Annotated in this window: 16 protein-coding genes and 2 pseudogenes; 11 read left to right on the forward strand and 7 right to left on the reverse strand. The window is 70.5% G+C overall.

The features are described 5' to 3' along the window. Positions 1–19: 19 nt before the first annotated feature. The 6 genes and pseudogenes from IE277_RS13910 to IE277_RS13935 form a co-directional block, all read left to right on the forward strand. Complete coding sequence (locus IE277_RS13910; protein ID WP_189952124.1) at positions 20–679, forward strand: hypothetical protein; 660 nt, start codon at positions 20–22, stop codon at positions 677–679. Positions 680–684: 5 nt separating this feature from the next. Then, on the forward strand, positions 685–1,446 hold the full coding sequence (locus IE277_RS13915) for an ABC transporter ATP-binding protein (RefSeq protein ID WP_229881398.1): 762 nt from the start codon (positions 685–687) through the stop codon (positions 1,444–1,446). Then, entirely contained in the window at positions 1,433–2,095 is a 663-nt protein-coding gene (locus IE277_RS13920; RefSeq protein ID WP_189952126.1) for an ABC transporter ATP-binding protein, read from the forward strand. Before IE277_RS13915 ends, IE277_RS13920 begins: the two co-directional genes overlap by 14 nt. After that, a complete protein-coding gene (locus IE277_RS13925) occupies positions 2,092–4,743 on the forward strand; it encodes an FtsX-like permease family protein (protein ID WP_189952128.1) in 2,652 nt (883 codons plus the stop codon). Before IE277_RS13920 ends, IE277_RS13925 begins: the two co-directional genes overlap by 4 nt. Before the next feature lie 56 nt (positions 4,744–4,799). Next, positions 4,800–5,534 (forward strand): response regulator transcription factor, encoded by a 735-nt coding sequence (locus IE277_RS13930; protein WP_189952130.1) that lies wholly within the window; start codon positions 4,800–4,802, stop codon positions 5,532–5,534. Between the two features lie 626 nt (positions 5,535–6,160). After that, positions 6,161–6,537 (forward strand): annotated as a pseudogene (locus IE277_RS13935) (Sua5 family C-terminal domain-containing protein); the annotation flags it as partial. A 92-nt stretch (positions 6,538–6,629) separates the two neighbouring features. Here the strand turns inward: IE277_RS13935 and IE277_RS13940 are convergent. Then, positions 6,630–9,293, reverse strand: a complete 2,664-nt coding sequence (locus IE277_RS13940) for an ABC transporter substrate-binding protein (RefSeq protein ID WP_229881547.1) — start codon at positions 9,291–9,293, stop codon at positions 6,630–6,632. Between the two features lie 176 nt (positions 9,294–9,469). Continuing rightward, positions 9,470–9,646 (reverse strand): annotated as a pseudogene (locus IE277_RS50090) (helix-turn-helix domain-containing protein); the annotation flags it as partial. Positions 9,647–9,884: 238 nt separating this feature from the next. On the opposite strand from IE277_RS50090, the gene IE277_RS13950 reads away from it, so the two are divergent. The 4 genes from IE277_RS13950 (at position 9,885) to IE277_RS13965 (ending at position 15,827) form a co-directional block, all read left to right on the forward strand. Continuing rightward, positions 9,885–10,880, forward strand: coding sequence for a hypothetical protein (locus IE277_RS13950; protein WP_189952137.1), 996 nt, complete (start codon positions 9,885–9,887; stop codon positions 10,878–10,880). Between the two features lie 570 nt (positions 10,881–11,450). Further along, positions 11,451–11,813, forward strand: a complete 363-nt coding sequence (locus tag IE277_RS13955) for an effector-associated constant component EACC1 (RefSeq protein ID WP_189952139.1) — start codon at positions 11,451–11,453, stop codon at positions 11,811–11,813. A 4-nt stretch (positions 11,814–11,817) separates the two neighbouring features. Then, positions 11,818–14,421 carry a caspase family protein gene (locus IE277_RS13960; protein WP_189952141.1) on the forward strand — a complete coding sequence of 868 codons (2,604 nt, stop codon included), beginning with the start codon at positions 11,818–11,820 and terminating at the stop codon, positions 14,419–14,421. Positions 14,422–14,441: 20 nt separating this feature from the next. Then, positions 14,442–15,827: an extracellular solute-binding protein gene (locus IE277_RS13965; RefSeq protein ID WP_189952144.1), complete on the forward strand. Its 1,386-nt coding sequence runs from the start codon at positions 14,442–14,444 to the stop codon at positions 15,825–15,827. A 700-nt stretch (positions 15,828–16,527) separates the two neighbouring features. Here the strand turns inward: IE277_RS13965 and IE277_RS13970 are convergent. Further along, positions 16,528–17,085: a nucleoside-triphosphatase gene (locus IE277_RS13970; RefSeq protein WP_189952146.1), complete on the reverse strand. Its 558-nt coding sequence runs from the start codon at positions 17,083–17,085 to the stop codon at positions 16,528–16,530. 111 nt (positions 17,086–17,196) lie between these two features. Between IE277_RS13970 and IE277_RS13975 the strand changes: the two genes are divergently transcribed. Beyond that, complete coding sequence (locus IE277_RS13975; RefSeq protein WP_189952148.1) at positions 17,197–17,649, forward strand: YbhB/YbcL family Raf kinase inhibitor-like protein; 453 nt, start codon at positions 17,197–17,199, stop codon at positions 17,647–17,649. A gap of 256 nt (positions 17,650–17,905) precedes the next feature. Here IE277_RS13975 and IE277_RS13980 read toward each other — a convergent pair whose 3' ends face one another. The 4 genes from IE277_RS13980 to IE277_RS13995 form a co-directional block, all read right to left on the reverse strand. Then, complete coding sequence (locus IE277_RS13980) at positions 17,906–19,003, reverse strand: baeRF2 domain-containing protein (RefSeq protein WP_189952149.1); 1,098 nt, start codon at positions 19,001–19,003, stop codon at positions 17,906–17,908. Positions 19,004–19,391: 388 nt separating this feature from the next. After that, positions 19,392–19,604, reverse strand: a complete 213-nt coding sequence (locus IE277_RS13985) for a DUF397 domain-containing protein (protein WP_268252441.1) — start codon at positions 19,602–19,604, stop codon at positions 19,392–19,394. Continuing rightward, positions 19,601–21,985, reverse strand: coding sequence for a tetratricopeptide repeat protein (locus IE277_RS48775; protein ID WP_189952151.1), 2,385 nt, complete (start codon positions 21,983–21,985; stop codon positions 19,601–19,603). The genes IE277_RS13985 and IE277_RS48775 overlap by 4 nt, the downstream gene beginning before the upstream one ends. 209 nt (positions 21,986–22,194) lie before the next feature. Next, entirely contained in the window at positions 22,195–22,614 is a 420-nt protein-coding gene (locus IE277_RS13995; protein ID WP_189952153.1) for a hypothetical protein, read from the reverse strand. Between the last annotated feature and the right edge of the window lie 247 nt (positions 22,615–22,861).

Here is a 22,861-nt window from a genome sequence, read left to right on the forward strand (position 1 = left end):
CCTTGGGAGGGCAGTGGCCATGGCAGCACACGCACGGACGTCCGCCGTCGTCGGTCTGGCTCTGGTCGCCGCGGTGACCGCCGCCTCCGGCGGTACCGGATCGCACTCGGGTCCCGCCCCGCCATCCCCCGCACCGGCCTCGCACGCGGCGGCAGGAGGTGGAAACACCCCGAACCCTCCGGCGCCCACCGAGTCCAATCCGCCCGGCGACATCCCCGACAACCAGGTCTACGTCGCCTACCGGCCGGGCGGCGGCACCTTCACCTTCACCGGCTTCACGGTCAAGGTGCCTGAGGGCTGGGCCCGCACCGACCAGAAGAACACGACCGTGTTCACGGACAAGCTGAACACTGTACGGATCACGGCGGCCTCCGCCTCCAGCGCCCCCACGGTCGGCTCGGTCACCAACACGGTCGTTCCCCGGCTGCGCACCCATGTGCCGAAGTTCGCGACACCCAAGGTGTCTGAGGTGACCCGGCATGCCGGCCGTGTCGTCCTGCTGACCTACCAGGGCGACTCTGCCAAGGATCCAGTCACCGGCAAGGTGGTGCGGGACGCGTTCGAGCGGTACGCCTTCTACCGTTCCGGTCACGAGGTGGACCTGACCCTGTCCGGCCCGGTCAACGCCGACAACGTCGACCCCTGGCGGATCGTCAGCGACTCCTTCACCTGGCAGTGACCACCATGGCCGCCAACATCTCCCACGAGATGCGCACCCACGCCCCCGGCGAGGACGTCCTCACCGCCCGCGAGCTGTACCGCTTCTACCGGGCCGGGGAGGAAGAGACGCTCGCGCTGCGCGGGGTCTCGCTGCGAGTCGGGCGCGGCGAGACGGTCGCGGTCGTCGGACCGTCCGGGTCGGGCAAATCGACCCTGCTGGCGTGTCTGGCGGGGCTGGACGAACCCTCGGGCGGCGAGGTCCGCGTCAACGGGGTGCGCATCAGCCACCGGCCGGAGACCGAGCGCGCCCGGCTGCGCGCCCGGTACGTCGGCGTACTCCTGCAGACCCGCAACCTCCTGCCCCATCTGAGCCTGCGGGACAACATCCGCCTGGCACAGCGGGCAAAGGGCCGCGGCCCTGCCACCTCGCCACGAGAGCTGCTGAGCCAGGTCGGGCTCGCCGAGCGGGCCCACGCCCTGCCCAGGCAGCTGTCCGGAGGGGAACTGGCGAGGGCCGGACTCGCCGTGGCGCTGGCCAACTCGCCCGCCGTGCTCCTGGCCGACGAGCCGACCGGGGAACTCGACAGCGACATCGAGCGCATGGTGCTCGCCATGCTGCGCGAAAGGGCCGCCGACGGCTGCGCGGTCGTGATCGTCACCCACAGCGATCAGGCCGTGCGGGTGGCCGACCGGGTCATCGCCCTGATGGATGGAACAGCGACCGACGCCTCGGCCGCCCACGGCGGACGTCTTGAAGGGCAGGAGGTCCGCGATGCCACCGGATGAGGTCCTCGTCGCCTGCCAGGACGCAGCCCTCACCTTCGGCGAGGGTCCGCAGGCGGTCGTGGCCGTCCACGGAACCACCCTGGAGATCGGGACCGACGATCGGCTCGCGGTTGTCGGCCCCTCCGGCTCGGGTAAGAGCTCGCTGCTGCACTTGCTGGCCGGGCTCGAACAGCCCACCAGCGGCATGGTCACCCGTTCCGCGTCACTCGGGCCGTACGACATCGGCCTCATCTTCCAAGGCGACAGCCTGATCCCCGCTCTGAGCGTGGTCGAGAACGCCGCCCTGCCCCTCGTGCTCGCCGGCCGGAGCGAACGGGAGGCACGGCAGGCCGCCCTTGCGGCGCTGGACCTAGTGGGCGCCGCCGATCTGGCCGACCGGCTGCCCGAGGAGATCTCCGGTGGACAGGCCCAACGCGTTGCCGCCGCCAGGGTCCTGGCCCAGGCCCCGCGGCTGATCCTCGCCGACGAACCCACCGGCCGCCTCGACCACGCCACCGGCGCCCATGTGCTGGACGCCCTGCTGGCCGCCGCCGACCACATCGGCGCCGCCCTCGTCGTCACCACCCACGACCCGGGCGTCGCCGCCCGACTGTCCGTGCGGCGCTCGATGCACGACGGCCGGCTGCTCGCCCCCGAGGAGGTCTCGTGATCACCGCCTGGGCGCGCGGCCTGACCCGTCACCGCGCCGGGCGGCTGCTGGCCGCCCTCGCCGGGATCGCGCTCGCGGTCGCTCTCATCGCCGCGCTCGGCTCCTTCCTGACCGCATCGAAGGCGACCATGACCCAGCGCGCCCTGCGCTCGGTCGCCGTCGACTGGCAGGTCCAGGTACAGCCCGCAGCCGATCCGAACACGGTCCTGTCCCTGGTCCGCACGACACCCGCAACCCGCGCCGCCCTGCCGGTCGGCTACGCCCACACCACCGGTTTTGCCGCCCGCGTCCAGGGCAGCACCCAGACCACCGGCCCCGGCATGGCGCTCGGACTCCCGGACGGCTACCGCGCCCTCTTCCCCGACGCCATCCGCACGCTGTCCGGCTCCCCGAACGGTGTCCTGCTGGCCCAGCAGACCGCATCCAACCTGCACGCCGCCCCCGGCGACACCATCGGTATCCACTTCCCCGGCATCGGAGTGCGGCAGGTGAAGGTGGACGGCGTCGTCGACCTGCCCCAGGCCGACTCCCTCTTCCAGACCGTCGGCGCCCCCGCCCAGTCCCAGCCGACCGCACCCCCGGACAACGTCGTCCTCCTGCCTGCCGGCAAGTTCGCCTCCCTCACCCACGGCGCCACCGGCGTCACCACCCAGATCCACGTCGCCCGCGACAACGCCGGGCTGCCCTCCGACCCGGCCGCCGCCTTCACCTCGGTCACCGGCGCCGCCCACCACCTGGAGGCCCGGTCCTCCGGCACCGCACTCGTCGGCAACAACGTGGGTGCCGCCCTCGACTCCGCCCGCCAGGACGCCCTCTACGCCCAGATCCTCTTCCTCTTCCTCGGTGTCCCCGGAGCCGTCCTGGCCGCCGCGCTGACCGCATCGGTCGCCTCCGCCGGTGGCGAGCGCCGCCGCCAGGAACAGGGGCTGCTGCGCCTGCGCGGCCTGCGCCCCACCCAGATCACCGCCCTCGCGGGCCTGGAAGCCGCCCTGATCGGTCTTGCCGGTGGCCTGGCCGGACTGGGCATCGCGGCTCTGACCGGACGCCTCGCCTTCGGCGCCGCCTCCTTCGGGGCGAGCGCGGGCACCTTTGCCGTCTGGTACGGCATCGCCTTCGTCCTCGGCGTCGCCGTCGCCGCGGGCGCCGTCCTGATACCGGCCCTGCGTGACCTGCACACCGTCACCGTCGCCGACACCCGCAAGGAAGCCGGCGCACTCAGCACCCGCAACCCCTGGTGGATGCGCTACGGCTTGGACTTCCTCCTGCTGGTCTGCTCCTGGCTCATCTTCCGCGCCTCCTCCGGCAACCAGTACGCCCTCGTCCTTGCCCCGGAGGGCGTCCCCAGCCTCTCCGTGTCGTACTGGGCCTTCCTCGGCCCCGCCCTGCTGTGGATCGGCGCCGCACTGCTGGTGTGGCGGCTCACCCTCCTCGCCCTCACCCACGGCCGCCCCGCCCTGGCCCGGCTGGCCCGCCCGCTGACCGCCACCCTTGCCGGCACCACCGCCGCCGTCCTCGCCCGACGCCGACGCCCGCTCGCCCGCTCCGTGGTCCTGCTCGCCCTCGCCGTGTCCTTCGCCCTGTCCACTGCCGTCTTCAACGCCACCTACAAACAGCAGGCCGAGGTCGACGCCCGGCTGACCAACGGCGCCGACGTCACTGTCACCGAACCACCCGGCGCCCGCATCCCGCCCGCCGCCGCAGGCACGCTGAAGGTTTCCGGCGTCCGGCACGTCGAGCCCCTCCAGCACCGCTTCGCCTACGTCGGCTCCGACCTGCAGGACCTCTACGGCGTCCGCCCGGACACCATCGCCCAGGCCACCTCACTCCAGGACGCCTACTTCGCCGGCGGCACCGCTCACCAGCTCATGCGGAAGCTGGCCCAGCGTCCGGACAACCTGCTGGTCAGCGTGGAAACCGTCAACGACTTCCAGCTCTCCCCGGGCGACACCGTCAACCTGCGCATCCAGGACGCCCGCACCAAGGCCCTGCGCACGGTCCCCTTCCACTACGCCGGCATCGCCAAGGAATTCCCCACCGCCCCCAAGGACAGCTTCTTCGTCGCCAACGCCTCCTACATCTCCAAGACCACCGGCAGCGACGCGGTCGGCGCCTTCCTCCTCGACACCGGCGGCACGCACCAGAAACAGATCGCCGCACACCTGCGCCATCAGCTCGGCACCGCCGCCACCGTCACCGACCTCACCCAGACCCGCGGCACCGTCGGCACCAGCCTGACCTCCGTCGACCTGGCCGGACTCACCCGCATCGAACTCGCCTTCGCCGTCCTGCTGGCCGCCGGAGCCGGAGGACTCGTCCTCGCCCTCGGCCTCGCCGAACGCCGCCGCACCTTCGCCATCGCCACCGTCCTCGGCGCCACGACACGCCAGCTGCGCGGCATGGTCCTCACCGAAGCCCTCATCCTGGCCGCGGCCGGTCTGGCCGGAGGCGCCCTCATCGGCTGGGCCCTGTCCGAAATGCTGGTCAAGGTCCTGACAGGAGTCTTCGACCCACCCCCCGCAAGCCTCTCGGTCCCCGGCTCCTACCTGGTGCTCACCGCGCTCGCCGCACTGATCGCCGTCACGGCAGCCGCGCTGAACGGAATCCGGCGCGCGAAGCGCCCGCCCGTGGAGGAGCTGCGTGACCTGTGAGCACACCTGCGTTGGCAACCGAGCCGATCCCCGCGCGCCCTCCTACGCTGTCGACCATGCGCACCCCCGCCGCACCGGACCGCAGCCGCATCCGCGTCCTCGTCATCGAGGACGACGCCACCATCGGCCGCCACCTGGAAACCGGCCTGCACAGCAACGGTTACGCGCCCACCTGGAGCCGCACCGGCGCAAGCGGCCTGGCCGAAGCCGCCCACACCCCCTACGACGCCCTCCTCCTAGACCTCGGCCTTCCCGACATGGACGGCCTCGACGTCGCCCGCACCCTGCGCATCCGCTGCCCCGACCTGCTCATCATCATCCTCACCGCCCGCACGGACGACATCGATGTGATCGCCGGCCTCGACGCCGGAGCTGACGACTACCTCGTCAAGCCCTTCAGCCTCACCGTCCTGCTGGCCCGCCTGCGCGCCCACCTGCGCCGACACACCATCACCCCGGCTCCCCAGCCGGTACTCCGGCTCGACGACCTCATGGTCGACACCACGGCGCGGCACTGCAGCCTCCACGGCGAAGAGGTCCAACTGCGCCCCAAGGAGTTCGAACTCCTCGTCCTCCTCGGCCGGCACATCGGCGAGGCCGTATCCCGCGAAACCCTCATGGCCGAGGTCTGGGACGAGAACTGGTTCGGATCCACCAAAACCCTCGACGTCACCATGGCCGGCCTGCGCCACCGCCTCGCCTCGGCAGCCGAAGCATCCGACCGTCCCTGCCGAGTGCCCCGCATCACCACCCTGAGGGGACACGGCTACCGTCTGGAGAGCCGCTCCTAACACGCCGAGGGAGGGCCAAGCGTGGGGCAGGCGGCGACCAAGGGTGTCGTCCCCGGGCGGCGCCGACGGCGTTCCCATGACGGACCCTGCCTGGGTACCCGGCACGTTCACGGTTCGGCACTCAGGCGGCTTGGCCTAGGCCGACGGTGGTCAGGTCCTACTCGGGCAGCGGGCTGAACGGGCAGGCGTGGGAGGCAGTGGGCGAACGATTCCGCTGTGCTGGTGCACCGACGCCGGACGCAACCGTGTTGGGGTCACCAAAGCCCACCCGTGCTGGGACGATGCACCTCATGCAGCCCCTGCCAGCCCCCTGCCCCGCTGATCTGATCCCGGACGTCACAGCGTCTCGTGCTACCGGGCAGCGAGTGTCCCCTGCAGCCGCTGCGAGACGCTCGCCAGAGCCGAGCGTCGCTGGCCGGAAGGCCCGGTCTGCTTGCCCTGCGTCGACGAGGTCCGCTTCACCCACGCCAACTGCCACCGATGCGGCCAGCTGGGGGCCGTCTTCCGTCAGGAGGAAGCAGGTCCGCTCTGTCCGGAGTGCGCCGGAGTCAACTTCGCCTACCGCTGCCCGACGTGCAGCGCGATGGGCAGACTTCTGCACGGTCAGTGCCTCCGCTGTCGGGCCGCTGGGGTACTCGCTCGCAGTCCCCGCGACCAGCCCCGGTTCGGGTGCCGGCCAGCATCCGTCCCACTACGCGCCGCGTGCGCGGGTCGTCCTGGTCGAGCCCGAGAAGGTCGTGGTGGAAGCGGAGATGGCGCAAGAGCTGGGCACCAGGTGGGCGTCTTTCTTCCCTCCTCCCTCGCCGGCGCTCCGTTGAAGGCACACACCGTGCTGACGGTCCCCGACTCGATGGCCGCCTACGCGCACGGGCTGTACAGGTTCCTGCGCGAGTTCGACCAGCGGGGATGCGACCTCATCGTCGCATCCTTGCCGGTGGAGGAGGGGCTGGGACTGGCGATCGCCAACCGGCTCCGCCGCGCCGCGGGACCCCAGCCCTCCTAAGGCGTTCCAAGGTGGACGTCTCCTGCCTGATCGCGAGCCTCCTGGCCCGCCTGCGCGAAGGCATGCTCAGTACGAACTGAACCGGGAGCCTCTCATGGGGTAGCCGCCGCAGTGTCCTCTTTGGGGCAGGGGAAGGTGTCGGGAGGAGTGCCCCACTTCGCGGGGTTCTGCCGGTCGGGCAGGACTCCGCAGCTGAGCAGTGTGGCCGTGGTTCCGCCCGGTTGGGTGATCTCGCGGATGAACACAGCTTTGTCGGGCGGGTATTTGTTCTTGCCGTCCAGTTGCAGCACGCCGGAAGCGCCGGGGTACTGGGACACGCCGTGGGCGGTGAGCCACAGGTAGATGTCGTTGGGCTGGACGTCGTCGGACGTCGGCAGCAGGTCCTCGATGACCTTGCTGACGACACCCACGGTGTCGAAGCCGCCGGCGGCGTCCGCATCCGCGCTGCGTCCGCCGAAGACGGTAGCGAAGTCCTGGGCGAACTGGGCGTAGGGATCCCGGGAGTCCGGGGTGGGGGCGTTCGTCGTCTCGTAGAAGAGCGTCATGTACGGGTAGGTGCGCGCCGTCTGTTCGGGATGAAGCTGGAAGTCGATGGGGGAGCTCTCGGTGATCATGGGGATGGTCGTGCCTTGTGGGGGCTGGCACTGACCGCCCGCAGTCTGCATCGCGTTGAGCAGGCTGGGAAGCACACCGGATCGGGCCAGGTAGACCACGATCCCGTGCGTCGCAGCGACCTTGTTGCACACTTCGCTCGCGATGTCCTCCGGCGTGTTCGCCCCGGGCTTCTCGCTGTACTTGATCTCGTCGATACCGCCGTGTCGGCGGTAGGCGGCGACGAACAGGTTCTTCAGGTCCGTGCTGAAGGCCGTGTCGGTGGGGTCGTACACGACCACGGCGTGCGGTGTGCCGCTGGTGAGTGAGCGGACCGCGGGCGAGTGGCGGATGAAGTCGGCGAGGACCGGCGCGACGCGTCCGTCCGGCGCCGAGATCTGGAAGTACCGCTGTGGCGAGTCGGGGCCGACCATGGTGCTGCCGGACACACCGTTCGCGATGACCGGGATGCCGGCCTGGTCCAGTTCCCGGACCGCGTTCAGCGACTCGGGACGGCTCTGGGTGATGCCGATGACCGCGGCGATGTGGTCCTGCCGCTGACGGCTGATGATCATCCGTGCGACGTCCGGGTCCTGCGGCGCTGCGGCGCTGCGTGCGCCGTACTGGAAGTACTGGCCGGTGTTGGCGATGAGCAGGCGGATCGGCATCTTGTTCTGGCGGACCCCGGTGTTGAGCTTGTGCTGCTGGGCGATGGCGCCACGCAGAATCTGCAGGCCGATCGGCGGGTCGTCGTACACGCCGTTCTGCAGACTCAGGGGAGCGAGGAAGACCAGGGTGCGGTAACGCCCGTCCGGGATCTGGGCGTTCTCCTTCGCGACCTGGTGCTCCAGGTCCCGCAGTTCCCTTCCGCGGTCTCCCGGTACGGCCAGATCACATTGCCTGCCGTCGGTGACGCCCACGCGCTCACCGGTCCTGACAGTGACACATGAGGGAGGCGCGGGGGGCGGAGTGGGCCAGAGGTAGTGCGGGACCAGGAGGATGCCCGCGGTCGCCGCGGCCATGACGGGCAGGGCGGCCGGACGCAACCAGTCGAGCGGGTGGTCCCGGCGAGCCATGACGCCCCAATGGGTGTCGATCTTCGTCTTGGCCGTGCCCTCCGTGTCGTCCTCGGCAGGCAGCGTGATGAGACGTACCGGCTCGTCACTGCCCTCGTTGAGGAACGTGAAGACCTTGTCGGCAACGCCGTTGGGCCGGTCGCAGTCGGCGCCCAGCGGCGCGGCGTAGTCCGGAGGCGGACCCGCGCAGGCGGCCAGGACGAGCAGCGGCTTGGACGGATGGTCACCGGCGAGCTCCTCGAACGTGCCGAGGAAGGCGCGGCCGGGGCCGTCCGCGTCGTCGATCTCGGGAATGAGGACGACGAAGGACCACCGGCGCCGTGCCCACAGATGACTCAGCCAGGTCCTTCTTCGGGTCGCTTGCCGCAGATCGGTCAGCAGCGCGCGCAAGAGGATACGTCGCACGCGCGGGTCCTCCCTGTCCAGCTCGCCGTCCTGACAGAAGGCGAGCGCGGCGTCCAGGAAGCAGGTCACGTTCGCTTCGTCCGCGACCCAGCGCAGGCCCCAGTGCCGCAGGTGGAACCGGTAACAGAGCTTGGGAAAGCCGACGACCAGGGCTGCCACGAGTCCCTGCAACCAGCCGGTCAGGAGATGCTGACCCAGGAAGTCCGCGAGGCGAGCGCAGCCACGCAGCGTCTTCCGCCTTTTGAGCAGGGCTGCGTACAGGTCATCGAGGATCGGCTGCTGCTGGGCCTGGAAGTCGCCCGCGCCGCGTTCGCAGTCCAGGACGGCCCGGCAGGTGTGAAAGGCCGGCAACCGCAGCCTTCCCGACGGCATGGTGAGCTGGAACCGCAGTCCGACCCGGTCGATCGCGGCCAGGAAGCCTCCGCTCAGTTCAGCGTCGTCGATGACGGCGTGCGGTACCTGGAAGTGAGGGTTGCCCCGCCGTCGCGACAGCCGGTGCTCGTATTCCCGGACCATGAAGGCCGGCGCCCGGACATCACCGCCGTCCTGCCTGCTGAGGATCAGGGCAGGCACCTTCTCGGCACGGGACCGCGTGGCCGCGAAGGTGTCGAGCTGACGTATGAGGCGGTCCGACCACCTGGGGTATCGCGGCGCCGAGTCCGTCGGCGTAGGGAAGTTGGGCATGCAGTTCCTCCCTCGGTGAAGCAGGGAGGCCAACATGCCATGTAAGGGAGATGTGAAAATGGGCTATTTCTGCCACTGACTCCTAATGAGTGATTCGGACCGTTCCAAGGCGACGGATGGCAGAACCGCGATGGGCAGGCGAGCCTCTCGCCGCGGAAGCGAGACGCGACAGGCGGGCCGCCCTCCCGCCAGGCCCGCTGCCACTGGCAGGCCGACATCATGCTCACCCACAGCCTGCGGGCGACCTCCGGAGGCTTGGCACCTTCGACAAACAACCCGGCCGCTTCCAGGCGTATCGCTTCGCGACGCTGACGTGCCCTCATCGTCAGCCCGCCCCCATCTGCATAACGCATACCAATGCCATAGCGCCCAGGTGACCTGGCGCCCGAGCGGGGGAGAGTATCTGCTTGCGGCGCGGAGGGCATGCGTCTAGCCTGCGGGCAGGAATGGAGCCTGGGACAGCACCTGGGCCACCCCCGATCATCTTGAGGTACGGAGCGTCGGAAAACGCCCTCGCCACCACCTCCATCCACACTCCTACGCACCCATCCTGCCCGGCTGTCGTCTGCCGGACAGACGAAAGGCGTTCCCTTGACCATCTACTCTCAGCACGCCAACCGTGGGAAGACTCAGATCCTGGCGACGTACCAGGGCTCGTACGGCGTCGTATCCAAGACTGTGACGAGTCTCGGCGACCCTCGCCTCGCGGCTCCGATCGTCGACGCCCTCAATCGGATCTCCGCCTTCGCTACTGTCCCTGTCAGCGTCCACGACCGCCGCGAGCGGCGTATGGACTACTACCCGCACAAGCACCTCGCGGCGCTAACGGACGCCGCTGCGCGAGCTGGTCTTCTCACCGGTGCCCACAGTCTGTGGTACGAGTACGTCTGCCTGCGGCTGTACCAGGCACTCGCCGATCTGGAATGTGCCTTGGCGGACGTGCCCGACACGGTCAGCAGGGCGATCCGTGCCGAACTGGAAGCAGAGGCGAACGAGTTGCGCGTGGCACTCGACGATTTCTCGGCGACGTCCTCCGAGGATGAGCCGGAGATCGAACGTCACTGGGAGTTCGGTCATCCCTTCGTGAAGGACGACGACGGAATGGACACGCTGAGCGACAGGACGCGTGAGCAGTTCGATCGCCGCGAAGCAGGATTCACACCTGAGGAGCGGGAGAAGGCTGCCGCTGACCTCCGGGTGTTGGTCACGGCGCACTCCCTGAGTGGTGGGACGTGGGCTTCACTGGACGATGCCGGCAGCGGGATCTTCGCGGAGCCGTATGACTCTGACGGTTTCTACATGACGGTGCACACACCGGAAGCGGGCGATGACGACGCTTCCTGGGAGATCGAGGTCGGACGTTGGGAGCCGGACGACCCTGACGAGGAGTACGGAGACCACACCAGCGCGACGGGCAGCCCGGTCGTCGGGTGTGCTCTGTCGGTTGCACCGAGCGCCGAGGTGATCGCCCAACTGCTGAAGTCCGTGGAAGAGAAGCCTCTGCTTCTTGCTGAGTGGGCGGACGCGCCGGTCGGAGCGGTCCTCACGGGGACGACGATGGTGGTGACCAAGCGCTACGACTCCTGAACGGTTGCCCGGCAAGGCGTCGTGATGTCAGCGCGGCGGATCGGCCATGGCGATTTCTGCACGCCTCGCCGGTGCTTCAGCCGCCGTGGTCACCCGGAAGGGGATGACCACGGCACCAGGCTGGTATGCGTGGCAATCCGGATAGGCTGGGGTTGTCCTAACGGAGGTTGGCGGACACCAACAGAGACAATCCCGACCGGCAGGTGCGGCTGAGCTTCCTTGGCTGATCACATGTGGCGGGACTGTAGCGTCGGATTCCGGCCGCGCCGGATGTCCCTTGGCCCGTGCGGGATCAGCCCGTGAGCTGCATCTTGCCGGCGCGGGTCGGGTGGCGGCGTTTGAACGTGCGACCTCTTCGCGCGTGATCGCCGGTCGCCAGGTGGACCAGTCGGAAATCTGATCCGTGCGAGGGAGCGTCGGAGGTCTTCGGGCAGGTCGCGGAAGGTTTCCACCGGCCACCTCGGCCCTGCTCCCGCCTCCGGCGTACGGCCGTAACGATTGTGAAGCGCTTGGGGAAGGACCGGACCGAGCCCTCCCGGGTGGCCAACGGCAATGCCATGATGAGGAGTTATGGCTGAGGGGGATGGTGTGGCCTGCCGGGAGATCCGTGTGCGCCTGGACGGGACCGCGAGCGAACGGGACGTCGCGGCGCTGAAGAAGTGGCTGGAGCGCGAGCCACCGCTTGAGATGCGGGTGCACGAGGGCCTCTTACAGATCCATGAGCGGCCCCGTACGGACGGGGGCGGTGCCCCGATGGGCGTGGGCATGGACATCGTCCTCGCCCTGGTCGGCGCGGGGGCTAAGACAATCTTCGACGAGGTGTTGTCCCAGGTCAAGCAGGCGGTGGAGGCCTGGAGCAACAATCGCCGCGAGGTGGAGGACGGCGATCCGCCGACCGGCAGCGTCGGACCGGTGCACCCCGACGCGAGGTAGTCCGGTGAGCCCCTTCGACCCGCGCGGGCAGGTGAACCGGGCGCTGCTCGTCGGCGTGTCCGACTACGACAACACTGAGCCGCCGCACGGGGTGCCCGGCAATCTGCCGGCCGTCCGGCACAACCTGACCGAGCTGAAGCGCGCGCTGCTGAGGGGTGGTGTGCTGGGCGAGGCGGAGATCGTCGTCTCCGACTCGCCCACCCAGGACGAGTTCGTCGACGCACTGCACGCCGCCGTCGATGAGGCCAGAGGGCTGCTGCTGGTCTACTTTGCCGGGCACGGTGCCATCCCCAGTGCGGCGGACGAACTGTTTCTGCAGCTGCGCAACGCGCGTGTCATCGCGGGCGATCACGCCGTGTTCCGCAGCTCGGAGATGTTCACCGACGTCCTCGGCGTGCTGGGCAGCGCCAAGGCGCATCACGTGGTGGTGGTCCTCGACTGCTGCTTCGCGGGCAACGCGGCCCGGCTGTGGGAGGCCGAGGCCGGTCGACGGCGCGCTCTGCTGCTGATGAGCGTGCAGGCCAACCATCGCGTGGACGCGGGCGACGACGCCTCCCCGACGCCGTTCACCGGCGAGCTCGTCCGACTACTGGACGAGAGCCGGGAGTGGGGTTTCCAGGACCTTGCCGAGGCAGTGCGGGCCAGGATGAAACAGGTGGGCCACCGGACGCTGCGCGACGCGAAGTGGGAGCCGCAGAGCAGGGCGGAACCGGAGGCGGACGTGCTGCTGGCGGCGGCCACAGGTCCGAAGAGGGAGCCGGACCCGAAAGAGGAGCCCAAGTCCGGATCTTCTCGCCTGCCGTGGTGGCGCAGACTCCTCGACGCCATCCGCAACGCCGGCGCCGCCGTCCTCGCCACCCTGGCAGTCTGGGCACGCGGCGCCCGGACCTGGTTCCTCGGCCGCGGCGTCCTCGGGCGTATCACCGCCGTCGCCACCGCACTCGGCGTGCTCGTCGGCCTCGTCCTCGGCGGTGTCACCGTCTTCGGCGCAGCCCGCGTCTCCTGCGCCCCGCCTCTGGAAGTGCGCGTCCTGACCGACCCGGACCTGGAGACGACCGTACGCGCGGCCGCGAACGCCTATCTGACGGCGCCGGAAAACACGACCGATGAGGGTTGCCGTCGTACCGGCATCACCGTCTACAGCGCCCGTGCCGCCGACGCGGTCACCGCGTTGCGCGAGCAGACCGACGCGTGGCAGCAGCCGCGTGACGAGGACACCAACCCGCAGCGGGACGTGGGTCCGCAGCCGGACGTCTGGATTCCGGCCGCCGCCACGGACGTCGCCCGGGTCACCGCCGAACAGGACACGCGCGCGTACGCCCAACTGCTGCCGGACACCGGCCCCTTCGCGTACTCACCGCTCGTGCTCGCCGTGCCGAAGAAACTCGCTGCCGGTACGGCGGACGCCGACCGGGTCGGCAGCCCGCTGGTCCGTTTCATGAACGACCTGCACAACAAGGACAAGGCAGCCGAAGTACACCGCCCCGACCCGGAGTTCACCGATGCCGCGCTGCTGGCGACGGTCGGCCTGTACGGTACCGGGACGGTCGACGCGGCGGCGGCTGAGCAACGGGTCGCCCAGGCCGGACCGCCCTCGTCCACCGCCGCCGACTTGTTGTGCACGCTCCCCGACGACAACGCGGTCGACAATCGCACCGCCGCCCTGGCCCCCGAGTTCCTGATGAAGAGCGGTGTGGGCTGCGACCGTACGACGCGGGTGCCGCGTGTCGCCGAGTACCCCGACGACGTACCCGGCCTGACCCCCATCTTTGTCCGGGTCCGCTGGCGGGAGGCAGACCGCGACACGCAGGCCCGCGACGCGGCTGTCGCCGGCTTCCGCGCCTGGCTGACCGGCAGGCAGGGCCTCGCCGCGTTCGCAGACGCCGGCTTCCGCTCGACCGGGGAGGGCCACGCCCTGCTCGACACCAAGCACGTCGGCAGCGGGCTCGTGAGCCTCCCCGGTCCGCTGCCCGCGACGACCGGGCAGCAGACGATGGACACGGTGCTGACGGAGTACCGCGGCGCCGACGGACCCGGCCGGGTGCTGTTCCTGCTTGACAGTTCGGGTTCGATGGGTGCCTGGTGGGACGGCCCGAGCGGCGGCCCCGGCCTTGTGAAGCAGTCGCTTGTCGGACTCGGTGACCAGGACGAGTACGGCGTGTGGGCGGTGGCCGGCATCGAGGGCGCGGCCAAGCACACCGACCTACTGCCCTTCGGCCGCCATCGCCGTACGGACGCCGAGCGCACCATCGACAGCAGGGTCGGCGTGCAGGACGCCGAGGCCGACCCGCACGCGGCGCTGCTGGCCGCGCTCGACGACATGGCGCACCGCGGCATCGACGACGACCATCCCCAGCTCATCGTCTACATCACCGACGACGAGGACAACAACCGCCTCACGGGCGCCAACCTCGACGACGTACTGAAGAAGGCACGCGCGGTGAACGTGCCGGTCGCCATGGTGTCCCTCGCGGGTGGCGGCTGCGCCGCGGGCAAGGCCGACGCGAGGGTCTCCCAGGCGAGCGGTGGGCGGTGTCTGGACGCCGGCGGCGAGCTCGGGGCCGGCCTCAAGGACGAAGTGGCGCGCACCGGGACGGGTGAGGGCTGATGAGAAACGCAGGTTCGTCGATGGTTCGCCGTCTGACCGTCCTCCTCGCGTTGCTGCTGCCGGCCGCCTGTACGAGCGGCCGCGGGAACGGGACGACCGCGACGCCCGCCGACACACCCGGTGAGATCGTGGTCGCCAGCGGACGGGACGTCACCGGCAAGAACGGCATCCGCCAGCAGCTCATCGACGCCTGGAACCGGCAGCAGGAGAAGGAGGGCAGCAACTACCGGGCCCGCCTGGTGGAGCTGCCCGGCTCCAGCGACGAACAGCGCAGCCAGCTCCTGGGCGCCCTGCAGTCGGGCAGCGCCCGCTATGACGTCGTCAACCTCGACGTGACCTGGGTACCGGAGTTCGCCGAGGCCCATCTCGTGCGCGCGCTGCCCGACTCGGCGATCGACACCGGTGATGTCATCAAGTCCGTGGCGGACACGGCACGTTGGGACGGCCGGGTGTACGCGGTGCCGTTCAACAGCGACGTCGGACTGCTCTACTACCGCCGCGACTACCTCAGCGAGGCCGGAGTCCAGCAGACCGACCTGAGCCGCGGGCTCACCTGGGACCGGTTGCGGGAGCTGATCGACAGCATCGAGGGCCATCCGCCGAAGGGCTACGAGAAGGGCTGGACGACGCAGCTCGCCGGGTACGAGGGCCGCACGGTCAACGGCATCGAGGCATTCGCGTCGGCCATTCCCGACTTCGCACTCACGAACTCCTCCGGCCACTACACCGCCACCGTCGACCAGCTGGCCGCCGGGGTGGCCGAACTGCGCCGCCGAACCGAGCGGGCGTACACCCTCGACAACGCCGTCCACTCCGACGAGGCCACCTCGCTCAGCGACCTCGTCGACGGCAGGACGGCCTTCCTGCGCCACTGGCCATATGCCTACCGCACGCTCTACCAGACCTTCGACACCGGGCAGCTCGGCGTGGCCCCGTTGCCCGGGCGTGCCGTGCTCGGTGGCCAGAACCTGGCGGTGACGCAGGCGTCGGAGCGGCCTGGCAAGGCGTCCGAACTGATCAGTTTTCTCACCGGCAAAGAGAGCGAACGCTGCTTGCTGGACGCCGGTTTCGCCGCCACGCGGCAGAGTGCGTACGTCGACGACGGCGTGACCTGCGCGTCCGCGAGGTCCTCGGGCGCCGGCCCGACGACCACGCCCTCGGCCTCGCCGACCGGCGAGCAGACCGACCGCATGCCCCGCGACACCGCCGGCCGCCCCGCCTATGCCCGCATCATCCTCCTCCCGGCCCTCCAGCACGCCGTCCAACGCCCCCGCACCCCGCTGTACGGCGCCTTCACCCAGACCTTCGACGCCCAACTCGGTCCTCTCTTCGGCTCCAGTCCGCCGAGTGATGCGGAACTGGCGAAGAGTCTGGACCGGGCGTTGCGGAGGGCATTGCCGAACTGAGAGACACGCGTGTGCCGGCGCCGGCGCCGGCGCCGGCGCCGGCGTTGAGCGGTGTGCCACGCGTGCGCGGGCGCCTCACCGCCACTCAGCCACCTGCCGGCACACCTCCGTGTGCCCCCCGCCAGCGGCCGCCGGCCGCCCACGCGGCGCCACGCGACCGCGTACCGGTCGGGGCCGATGCCGCGGGCCGAGGGGGGTGACGCCGCGCAGCGTGATCAGCGGGGCGTTGCCCCTGGCCACGAGGCAGACACTGAGGTCGACGAGAGGGGCCTCGTACGTCCCCTCGGTACTGGCGGTCTCCGCGGCGTACGCCCCGCGCGGGTGTCCAGGGCGAGTCAGTGGTCGCGCAGCGGGGCGCTCGGTGGGAGGGCGAGGAACGGCTCGTCGACGGGGTCGGCGAAGTCGACCTCCGCGCGCTGCGGGCGGAGGGGTCTCCGGGAGGGCGACGAGGTGCGGCTCCTCGGTGAGCACCGCGCATATGCGGCGATTCTGGTTGGGCAGCGGCAGCAAGACGAAGGCGACCTCCGTGTCGGCGTCCGCCAGGCCCGTGGTCGGGTCGTCCCAGCCGACCCGGCACGGGCGTACGGCCGCCTCGGGGTGAGCGGTCGCGAAGCGAGAGCGGATCGCGGGCAGCAGGCCCCCGATGGCCCGGGCCGGTGCTCATGTCGACGACCAGAGCGGCAGGCCGAAGGCCGGTCTCTCATCCGTGAGAGGGAGGCCTTCCGTGCGTCCGGGGCTGCTGCAGCCGGACCGCGAGCTCCCCCGGCAGGACGTCTCGGTTTGCCGGAGTGAGCTGGACGACCTCGATGTCGGCGCGCTGCTTGAGGGCGTCGGTGAACGGATCGCGGTGCGTGTGGACCGTGGCGACGACGTCGACTTCCGCGACGAACAGCGCGTCGACCGCGTGCCGGAACGCCGTGCACGCCAGCTCCATCCGCCCCAGCTCGTCGATGAGCACCAGCCGCCTTGCCTCCTCGGTTGCCGCCGGCCGAAGCGACGGCAGCGCCAGTCGTTCCATGACGCCCGGGTCGACGCCGTATTTCCCTACCCGTGGCGGACCGGGCAGGTCGACATGGGCGAGCACTTCCCGTCGGCCTGCCAGGGTCTCCAGGGCGAAACCGACGCGGACGCCGGAACGCCGGATCTCCTCCGTGGTGAAGCCGGTGGCCGCGTGAGTGGGCAGCAGCGCGGCGAGCCGCCGCAGGGCGGTCGTCTTGCCCGCGCCAGGGCGGCCCTCGAGGAGGATCCTTGTCGGCACACTGCCATCTTCACCCCAGCTTCCGGAGGCGGCCCGGGTTGGCTCGGCCGAGCGGCGGTTTTGGAGTGCATACCGGTGCCGATGCCGTCGCCCGCGGGTAGGGCAGCGCGCATGAGCGGAATCGAACTCAGCAGCAACGCGTTTGACGACAAAACGGTGATCCCCCGTCGGTACAGCGGGGAGGGCGAGAACATGTCACCGCCCCTGACCTGGTCGGGGGTGCCCCACGAGGCCACGGAGCTGGTGCTCCTGTGCGAGGACCCGGACGCGCCGGGGACGACCTTCCTGCACTGGCTGGTGACCGGCATCGATCCGGGGACCACCGGGGTGGCGGAGGGCCAGAAACCCCAGGGGGGCCTGCCGTGGCCGAACGGCTTCGGCCGCATGGGCTGGGGAGGGCCGATGCCTCCACCGGGGCACGGGCCGCACCGCTACTTCTTCCGTCTGTACGCCCTGTCCGAGCCGCTGCCGCTTCACGGCCACCCGGGCGCCCAGGACGTGCACCGTGCCCTGAAAGGCAGAGAGCTGGCCTCCGGCACCCTGGTCGGGACCTATCAGCGATGAGCGCGTCATCGCTGGTCATAGCCAGGGGCGCCGTACAGCCGGACGAACCGGGCCGCGGTGACCGTCCTGCGGTGCACCAGGTTGCAGGCCCTCCGCTCGTACAGCTCGACACGCCCCCCTGTCCAAGTGCCCCATCCGCCGCTCATGTGCCGCGCTGCCGCTCCAGCCCGGTGTCGGCATGTCCCGCGCGCGGCGTGATTCGGGGCGGTCGGGCGCAAGCGGCGGCCCGTGATCCGGGAGGCGCAACGCGTGGGCGTCAGGACGGGGTCCCCGGGTCGGTGTACCGCAGCAGGGCGCCCACGCCTTCGTACAGCCTCAGCTCGCTCTCCGGCACGACGACCAGCTCGGCACCGGTGCCGACGAGGGCCCGGACGAGGGCCTCGTCGGCGCGTTCCTCGCGTGGGGCCCGCACGCCGAAGGACATCAGCTCCGCCTCGGTCAGGGCGAGCTGAGTGGGCTGGGAGCCCGCCCAGAGGCGCAGCGAAGACCCTGGCGGCCGGTTCAGCAGCAGTGCCGCGACCTGGCCACGCTGGAGAGCGGCGACGGTGGCGGTCAGCCCGTCCGTCATGGGTCCGTCCACAGCACGCCGGCCGATGAAGGTGTCCACGAGTTCCCGGTCGTGCGCGGCCATGCGGCCGCGGAAGACGCCGTCGAGCTGTGGCTCCAACAGGGCGCGTCCGGTGTCGGTGGGGGTCCTGCCGCCCACGCGTACGACCTTGTCCCGCAGGGTGTGCGGCAGGCGGCGGATCAGGACGTTGCACGCCCACTCGTCCCCGCCCACCACGACAGCGTCGGCGTGAGCGCGCCGCGCCCGTTCGTCCAGCCGGTGACCGAGCCGGAGGGAGGCGCGGTGCCAGGTCGCCACCGCAACCCTGTGGTGCAGCCGCTCACCCGGGGTCACGGTCGACGCGGGCCAGGTGCCGGTCTCCGCCTCCAGAGTTACCCAGCCGTGCGTCTCGGCGGTGGGAAGGCCGCCGTAGTGGACGACTACGGCCATGTAGGGGATCTCCGGAACGTGCTGGGTGACCAGCGGCATCGCGTCCGGCAGGGTGCTGTAGCGCGCGGAGTCGTGCTCGGGCGGCCTGGGCAGCTCCCCGTCCAGGACGAGCGTGCCGTGGGCGGCGAAGATGGCCTGGCCGTGCGCCCCTGGCACCTCTGCGTCGGTGCCGACCACCTTCTCCAGTACGTTCAGCAGCGCCCGGTCCGAGCCCTGACGGGACAGACTCTCGCGCAGCCGCCGCCAGCGCAGCGCTATCGCCCGGTCGGGATGCTCGACGTTTCGGGAGGTGTCCAGGTACACGGAGGCGAACGGGCCCGGCTCCGCGTAGAGGGGTTCAAGGAACGACAACCTCATCGCCACTCCTCGTCGATGGTCTCCCCTCCTTTGATGATGCGCGTCCCGGGGGGCGGTGGAGCTCGACGAGCGCACAGCGGTGTGGAACGCGGGGCGGTCAGGCGCCGGCCGGCAGCAGCCGGCCCATCGTGACCATGGTGGCGGCGACCAGGCCGTCCAGCACCGCCAAGCCGCGGGCCGGACAGCAGGCCCCTGAGCAACCAGGCTCTGTTGCCGGATGAAGGAGCAGTCTGCGCGGGAGCACCAGATCGCGGCGGGGGCCGCCTTGCCTCACGCGAATACCGGTTTCTGGATCGTATCGGCAGCCCGGAGGGGCTCGTGAGCTGCGGATCCAGCACGGGCCCACGGGGGGGGGCGGCCGAGGTCGCCCGCCGCATCGCGGAGCGGGTCACCCGGTGGGTTCGGGTGCGCCTGAGCGATAGGTGTGGACGAACTGGGTCCATGTCTCGGCGCGGAAGACGATCATCCGGCGATGTGGGTCTTTCGAGTCACGTACAACGGCTTTACCCAGCGGGGGGGGGCTGAGAAATTCCATGCAGTTGTTGTTGTGGCCGCTGTAGCTGCTCTTGATCCATATGCGGATCGGCGCGGTGTCTCTCAACGCTGCACGTCCTTGTCATGTCCAGTCTCAGGCGTTTCGTCATCGTGGGGGATCGGCCCGAAGACGTCAAGGCACGCCTGCCGGCAGGCGTGTGTATCGGGGTGTTCGTCGCCCAGCACGCGGATGCACGCCTCGCGGTTCAGCACGGCCAGTGGACGCGCGGCCGTCAGATCGCCTGCCCCGGTCAGGATCCGGATCAGTTCGGTGCGCATGGCCAGGGTGTGCGGGTGGTCGGGACCGAGGACCTCTTCGCGAATGGTGAGGACGCTGCGTGCTGCGGCTTCTGCCTCGGCCCAGCGCTCCTGGCCGCGCAGGATGCCGGCGAGCAGGTCCCGGACGACCAGTGTGCGCGGGTGGGTGGAGCCGAGGGATTGTTCCCGCTCGGTGAGCGTGGCGGAGGCCAGGGCCTCGGCTTCGTCGAGGCGTCCCAGCTGGTACAGCGCCCAGGCAAGTGTGTGGCGCGCCGCGAGCGTGTACGGGCTGGTCGGGCCGTGGGCTGTTTCGCTGGTGGCGAGGTTGGTCCGAGCCAGGGCCTCGGCCTCGTCCCAGCGTTGTTGTTCACCGATGGCCTCGGCCAGGCAGGCGGTGCTCATGATCGTGTCGGGGTCGGCCGGTCCGAGGACCCGGGTCCGGCCCTCGACGGCTCGGCGCAGCTGCCGCTCGTCCTCCGCCCATTCGCCGAGCCCGTACAGCGCGAGGCCCAGCGCATGGGCGCTGGCGAGGGTCTGCACATGGTCGGGGCCGAGCCGTGCCTCGCGGGCGTGCAGGACTTCGCGGTGCTTCTCGACGGACTCGGCATAGCGTCCCAAGTCCGCGAGGGTGCAGGCGAGTTCGTATCGGTCGTCGAGCAATTCGGCCTCCGTGGCAGCGGACACGGACGGGGAAACGCGCACGGCGGCATCCGCCAGGAGATGTGCGGGCGCGTAGTCACCGCGTTCGCGGTTCTGGTCGCGAAGGTAACGGACCAGGTCGAGAGCCTTCGGTACGGCGGCTGAGTGGGCCGTGGCGGTGCGGTGCAGCAGGCTCAGTGTGTGGGGCGTGAACAGCCGCAGGGTCTGCGGGTCGAGGTAGGTGTCCTCGGCCTCGCCGTCGTGCAGCAGGTCGTCCAGCAGCCGGGCCGCGGCGGCCAGGATGCCCTCCCGCTGGTCGAGCGGGATGCGGGCCGCCACGGTGTCCAGGAGCAGGGCATGCGCCTGGACGGAGGGGACGGCGGGTCGGCCGACGTCCCCGGGGACCTTCAGGCCGGCCACCATGGACTGCGACATCAGACCCTGGAGGGCGCTGTCCGCTCTCCGGGTGGGGAGCGGCGGTTCGGTGCGGGCGAGGCCCGTGAGTTCGAGCCGCTGGGCATGGAGCAGGCCGAGGGGCAGGGGATCGGGTGCGTAGCAGGACAGCAGCCACATCAGAGTGGTGGCCTCGGGGATGCCACGGTCGGCCAGGGTGTCCAGCGAGATCTGCCAGGTGGAGCTGATCAGTCGGCGCAGGTCGCGTTCGTCGGGGTCGGCGGCCTCGTCCAGGGTGCCGTTCGGATCGTCACGCAGACGCTGGAGGAACTCGTCCACGGTGACGGGATCCAGGAGCCGTTGGCCGAGGTAGGTGCCTGCCAGGGTGAGCGCGAGGGGATGGCAGCCGAGGCCGTTCGCGAGTCTCTCCAGTGCCGCCTGGTCGTAGCCGGTCACGTTGAGGTCGCGCAGGACGTGTACGGCGTCGTCCAGACCGAGGACGTCGAGGCGGCGCCGCTCGGCGTCCTGCCAGGGGGGCGCGCTGCCGTGCCGTGTGGTGACGAGCACGGTGCCGCGCCGAGAGCGGCGCAGCCAGACGCCGTCACCGAACACGCTGGGGTCGTCGGCGTTGTCGAGGACGAGGAGCCAAGGTTCGGCGGAGGACTGAAGGCGCTGCCAGACGAGATCGGCGGCGGGGCGCCGGCCGGCGCGCGCCGCCTCCACCTGGCCCGGGTCGGCTCCACGGTCGAGGGCGACGGCCAGCATGCCGGCGCGGAACGCGACCTCTGTGGCGGCGTTCACCCACAGTCCCACCACGCCCCGTGTCACGGCTTCGTCGAAGACGTCCTGGGCGAGGGCGGTCTTCCCGCTGCCGGCGGTGCCGTGGAAGACGAACGCCTCGGGCGAGTCGCCGGGATGACCGACGGCGTGCAGCACGTCCCGTCGTAACTCATGACGGTCCCGGAGGGGAGACGGCGACCGCGCGGCGAGCGGCACGCGTACCGAGTCAGGCCCCGACCGGTCGGACCGGGTGGAATCGGGCCTCGCGTCGTGGTGGACGACGTACTGCCCGATCTCCACGATGTACTGGTCCCGGGAGGCACTGTTCCAGCGAGCGTGATCCCGCAGGACGACTTCGCCGTCAGCCGGATCCGGCATCGCGGGCCTGCGTGGTTCGACCATGGGTCACCGCCGCGTCGATGCGTCAGGCGTCGTGTGTGACCGCGGTGAACAGCCCGCCGTCATCCGGTCGCTGGGGGCCATGGCTGACGAACTCACCTCGCTGCGGGGCTTGGACGAAGGACACTCACGAGACCTGGTGACAGCCCGCAGGATCCGGGCCGTTCGCGGAGTGCCGGGGTGCTCGGTCATCGCTCGACGATGTGCTGGTCCCGGCCGGCCTGGTAGATCCGCGCGCTTCCGGACGCGTGCGCCTGCAACCGCACAGAGGGAACAGGGGGTCGTTCGTTCTCCGGCAGAGACGCCCGCGCCTCGGCGAGAACCTCTTCAAGCTCCCGTGCGACGGACGGGTCGGCGGCCAGCAGTCGCAACAACCTGCGACGCCAGTCCCGCTCCAGGTCGTTGGCACCCGCCGAGTCGCCCTCGCGCCGGGCTGTGAGGATCTCCTCGCGCGTCTCCTCCAGCGCCGTGTCGACCTCGTCGGCCTGTGCGGGGCGGACCCGACGCCACAGCGCCACCACGCCCTCGCGCGTGCGCTGCCACGCGTCGGTGGCCATCAGCGCGACGACCGTCGTTCCCGCGGTCTGCGCCAGCACTTCCGGATCCATGACCACTTCCCCCGCACCTCGTGACATGTGATGACGATGATAGGCAGCGCTCTGCCTGTCGAGAGGATGATCTGCCGCGTCGGTGCTCAGGAGGCGCCCATCTTGGCTGAAACGCACGCCTGGGGAGTTGCGAGAGGGACCGAGCGGCAGGCCAGTGACGGGAACAGTAGGGCAGAGCGCCGACAACGCCCTCCGGAGCCGGAGGGCGTTGTGGAGAAACGGTCCTCGAAGCATCGAGAGGAACCCG

This window comes from Streptomyces alanosinicus, from assembly GCF_014650595.1.
Taxonomy (GTDB): domain Bacteria; phylum Actinomycetota; class Actinomycetes; order Streptomycetales; family Streptomycetaceae; genus Streptomyces; species Streptomyces alanosinicus.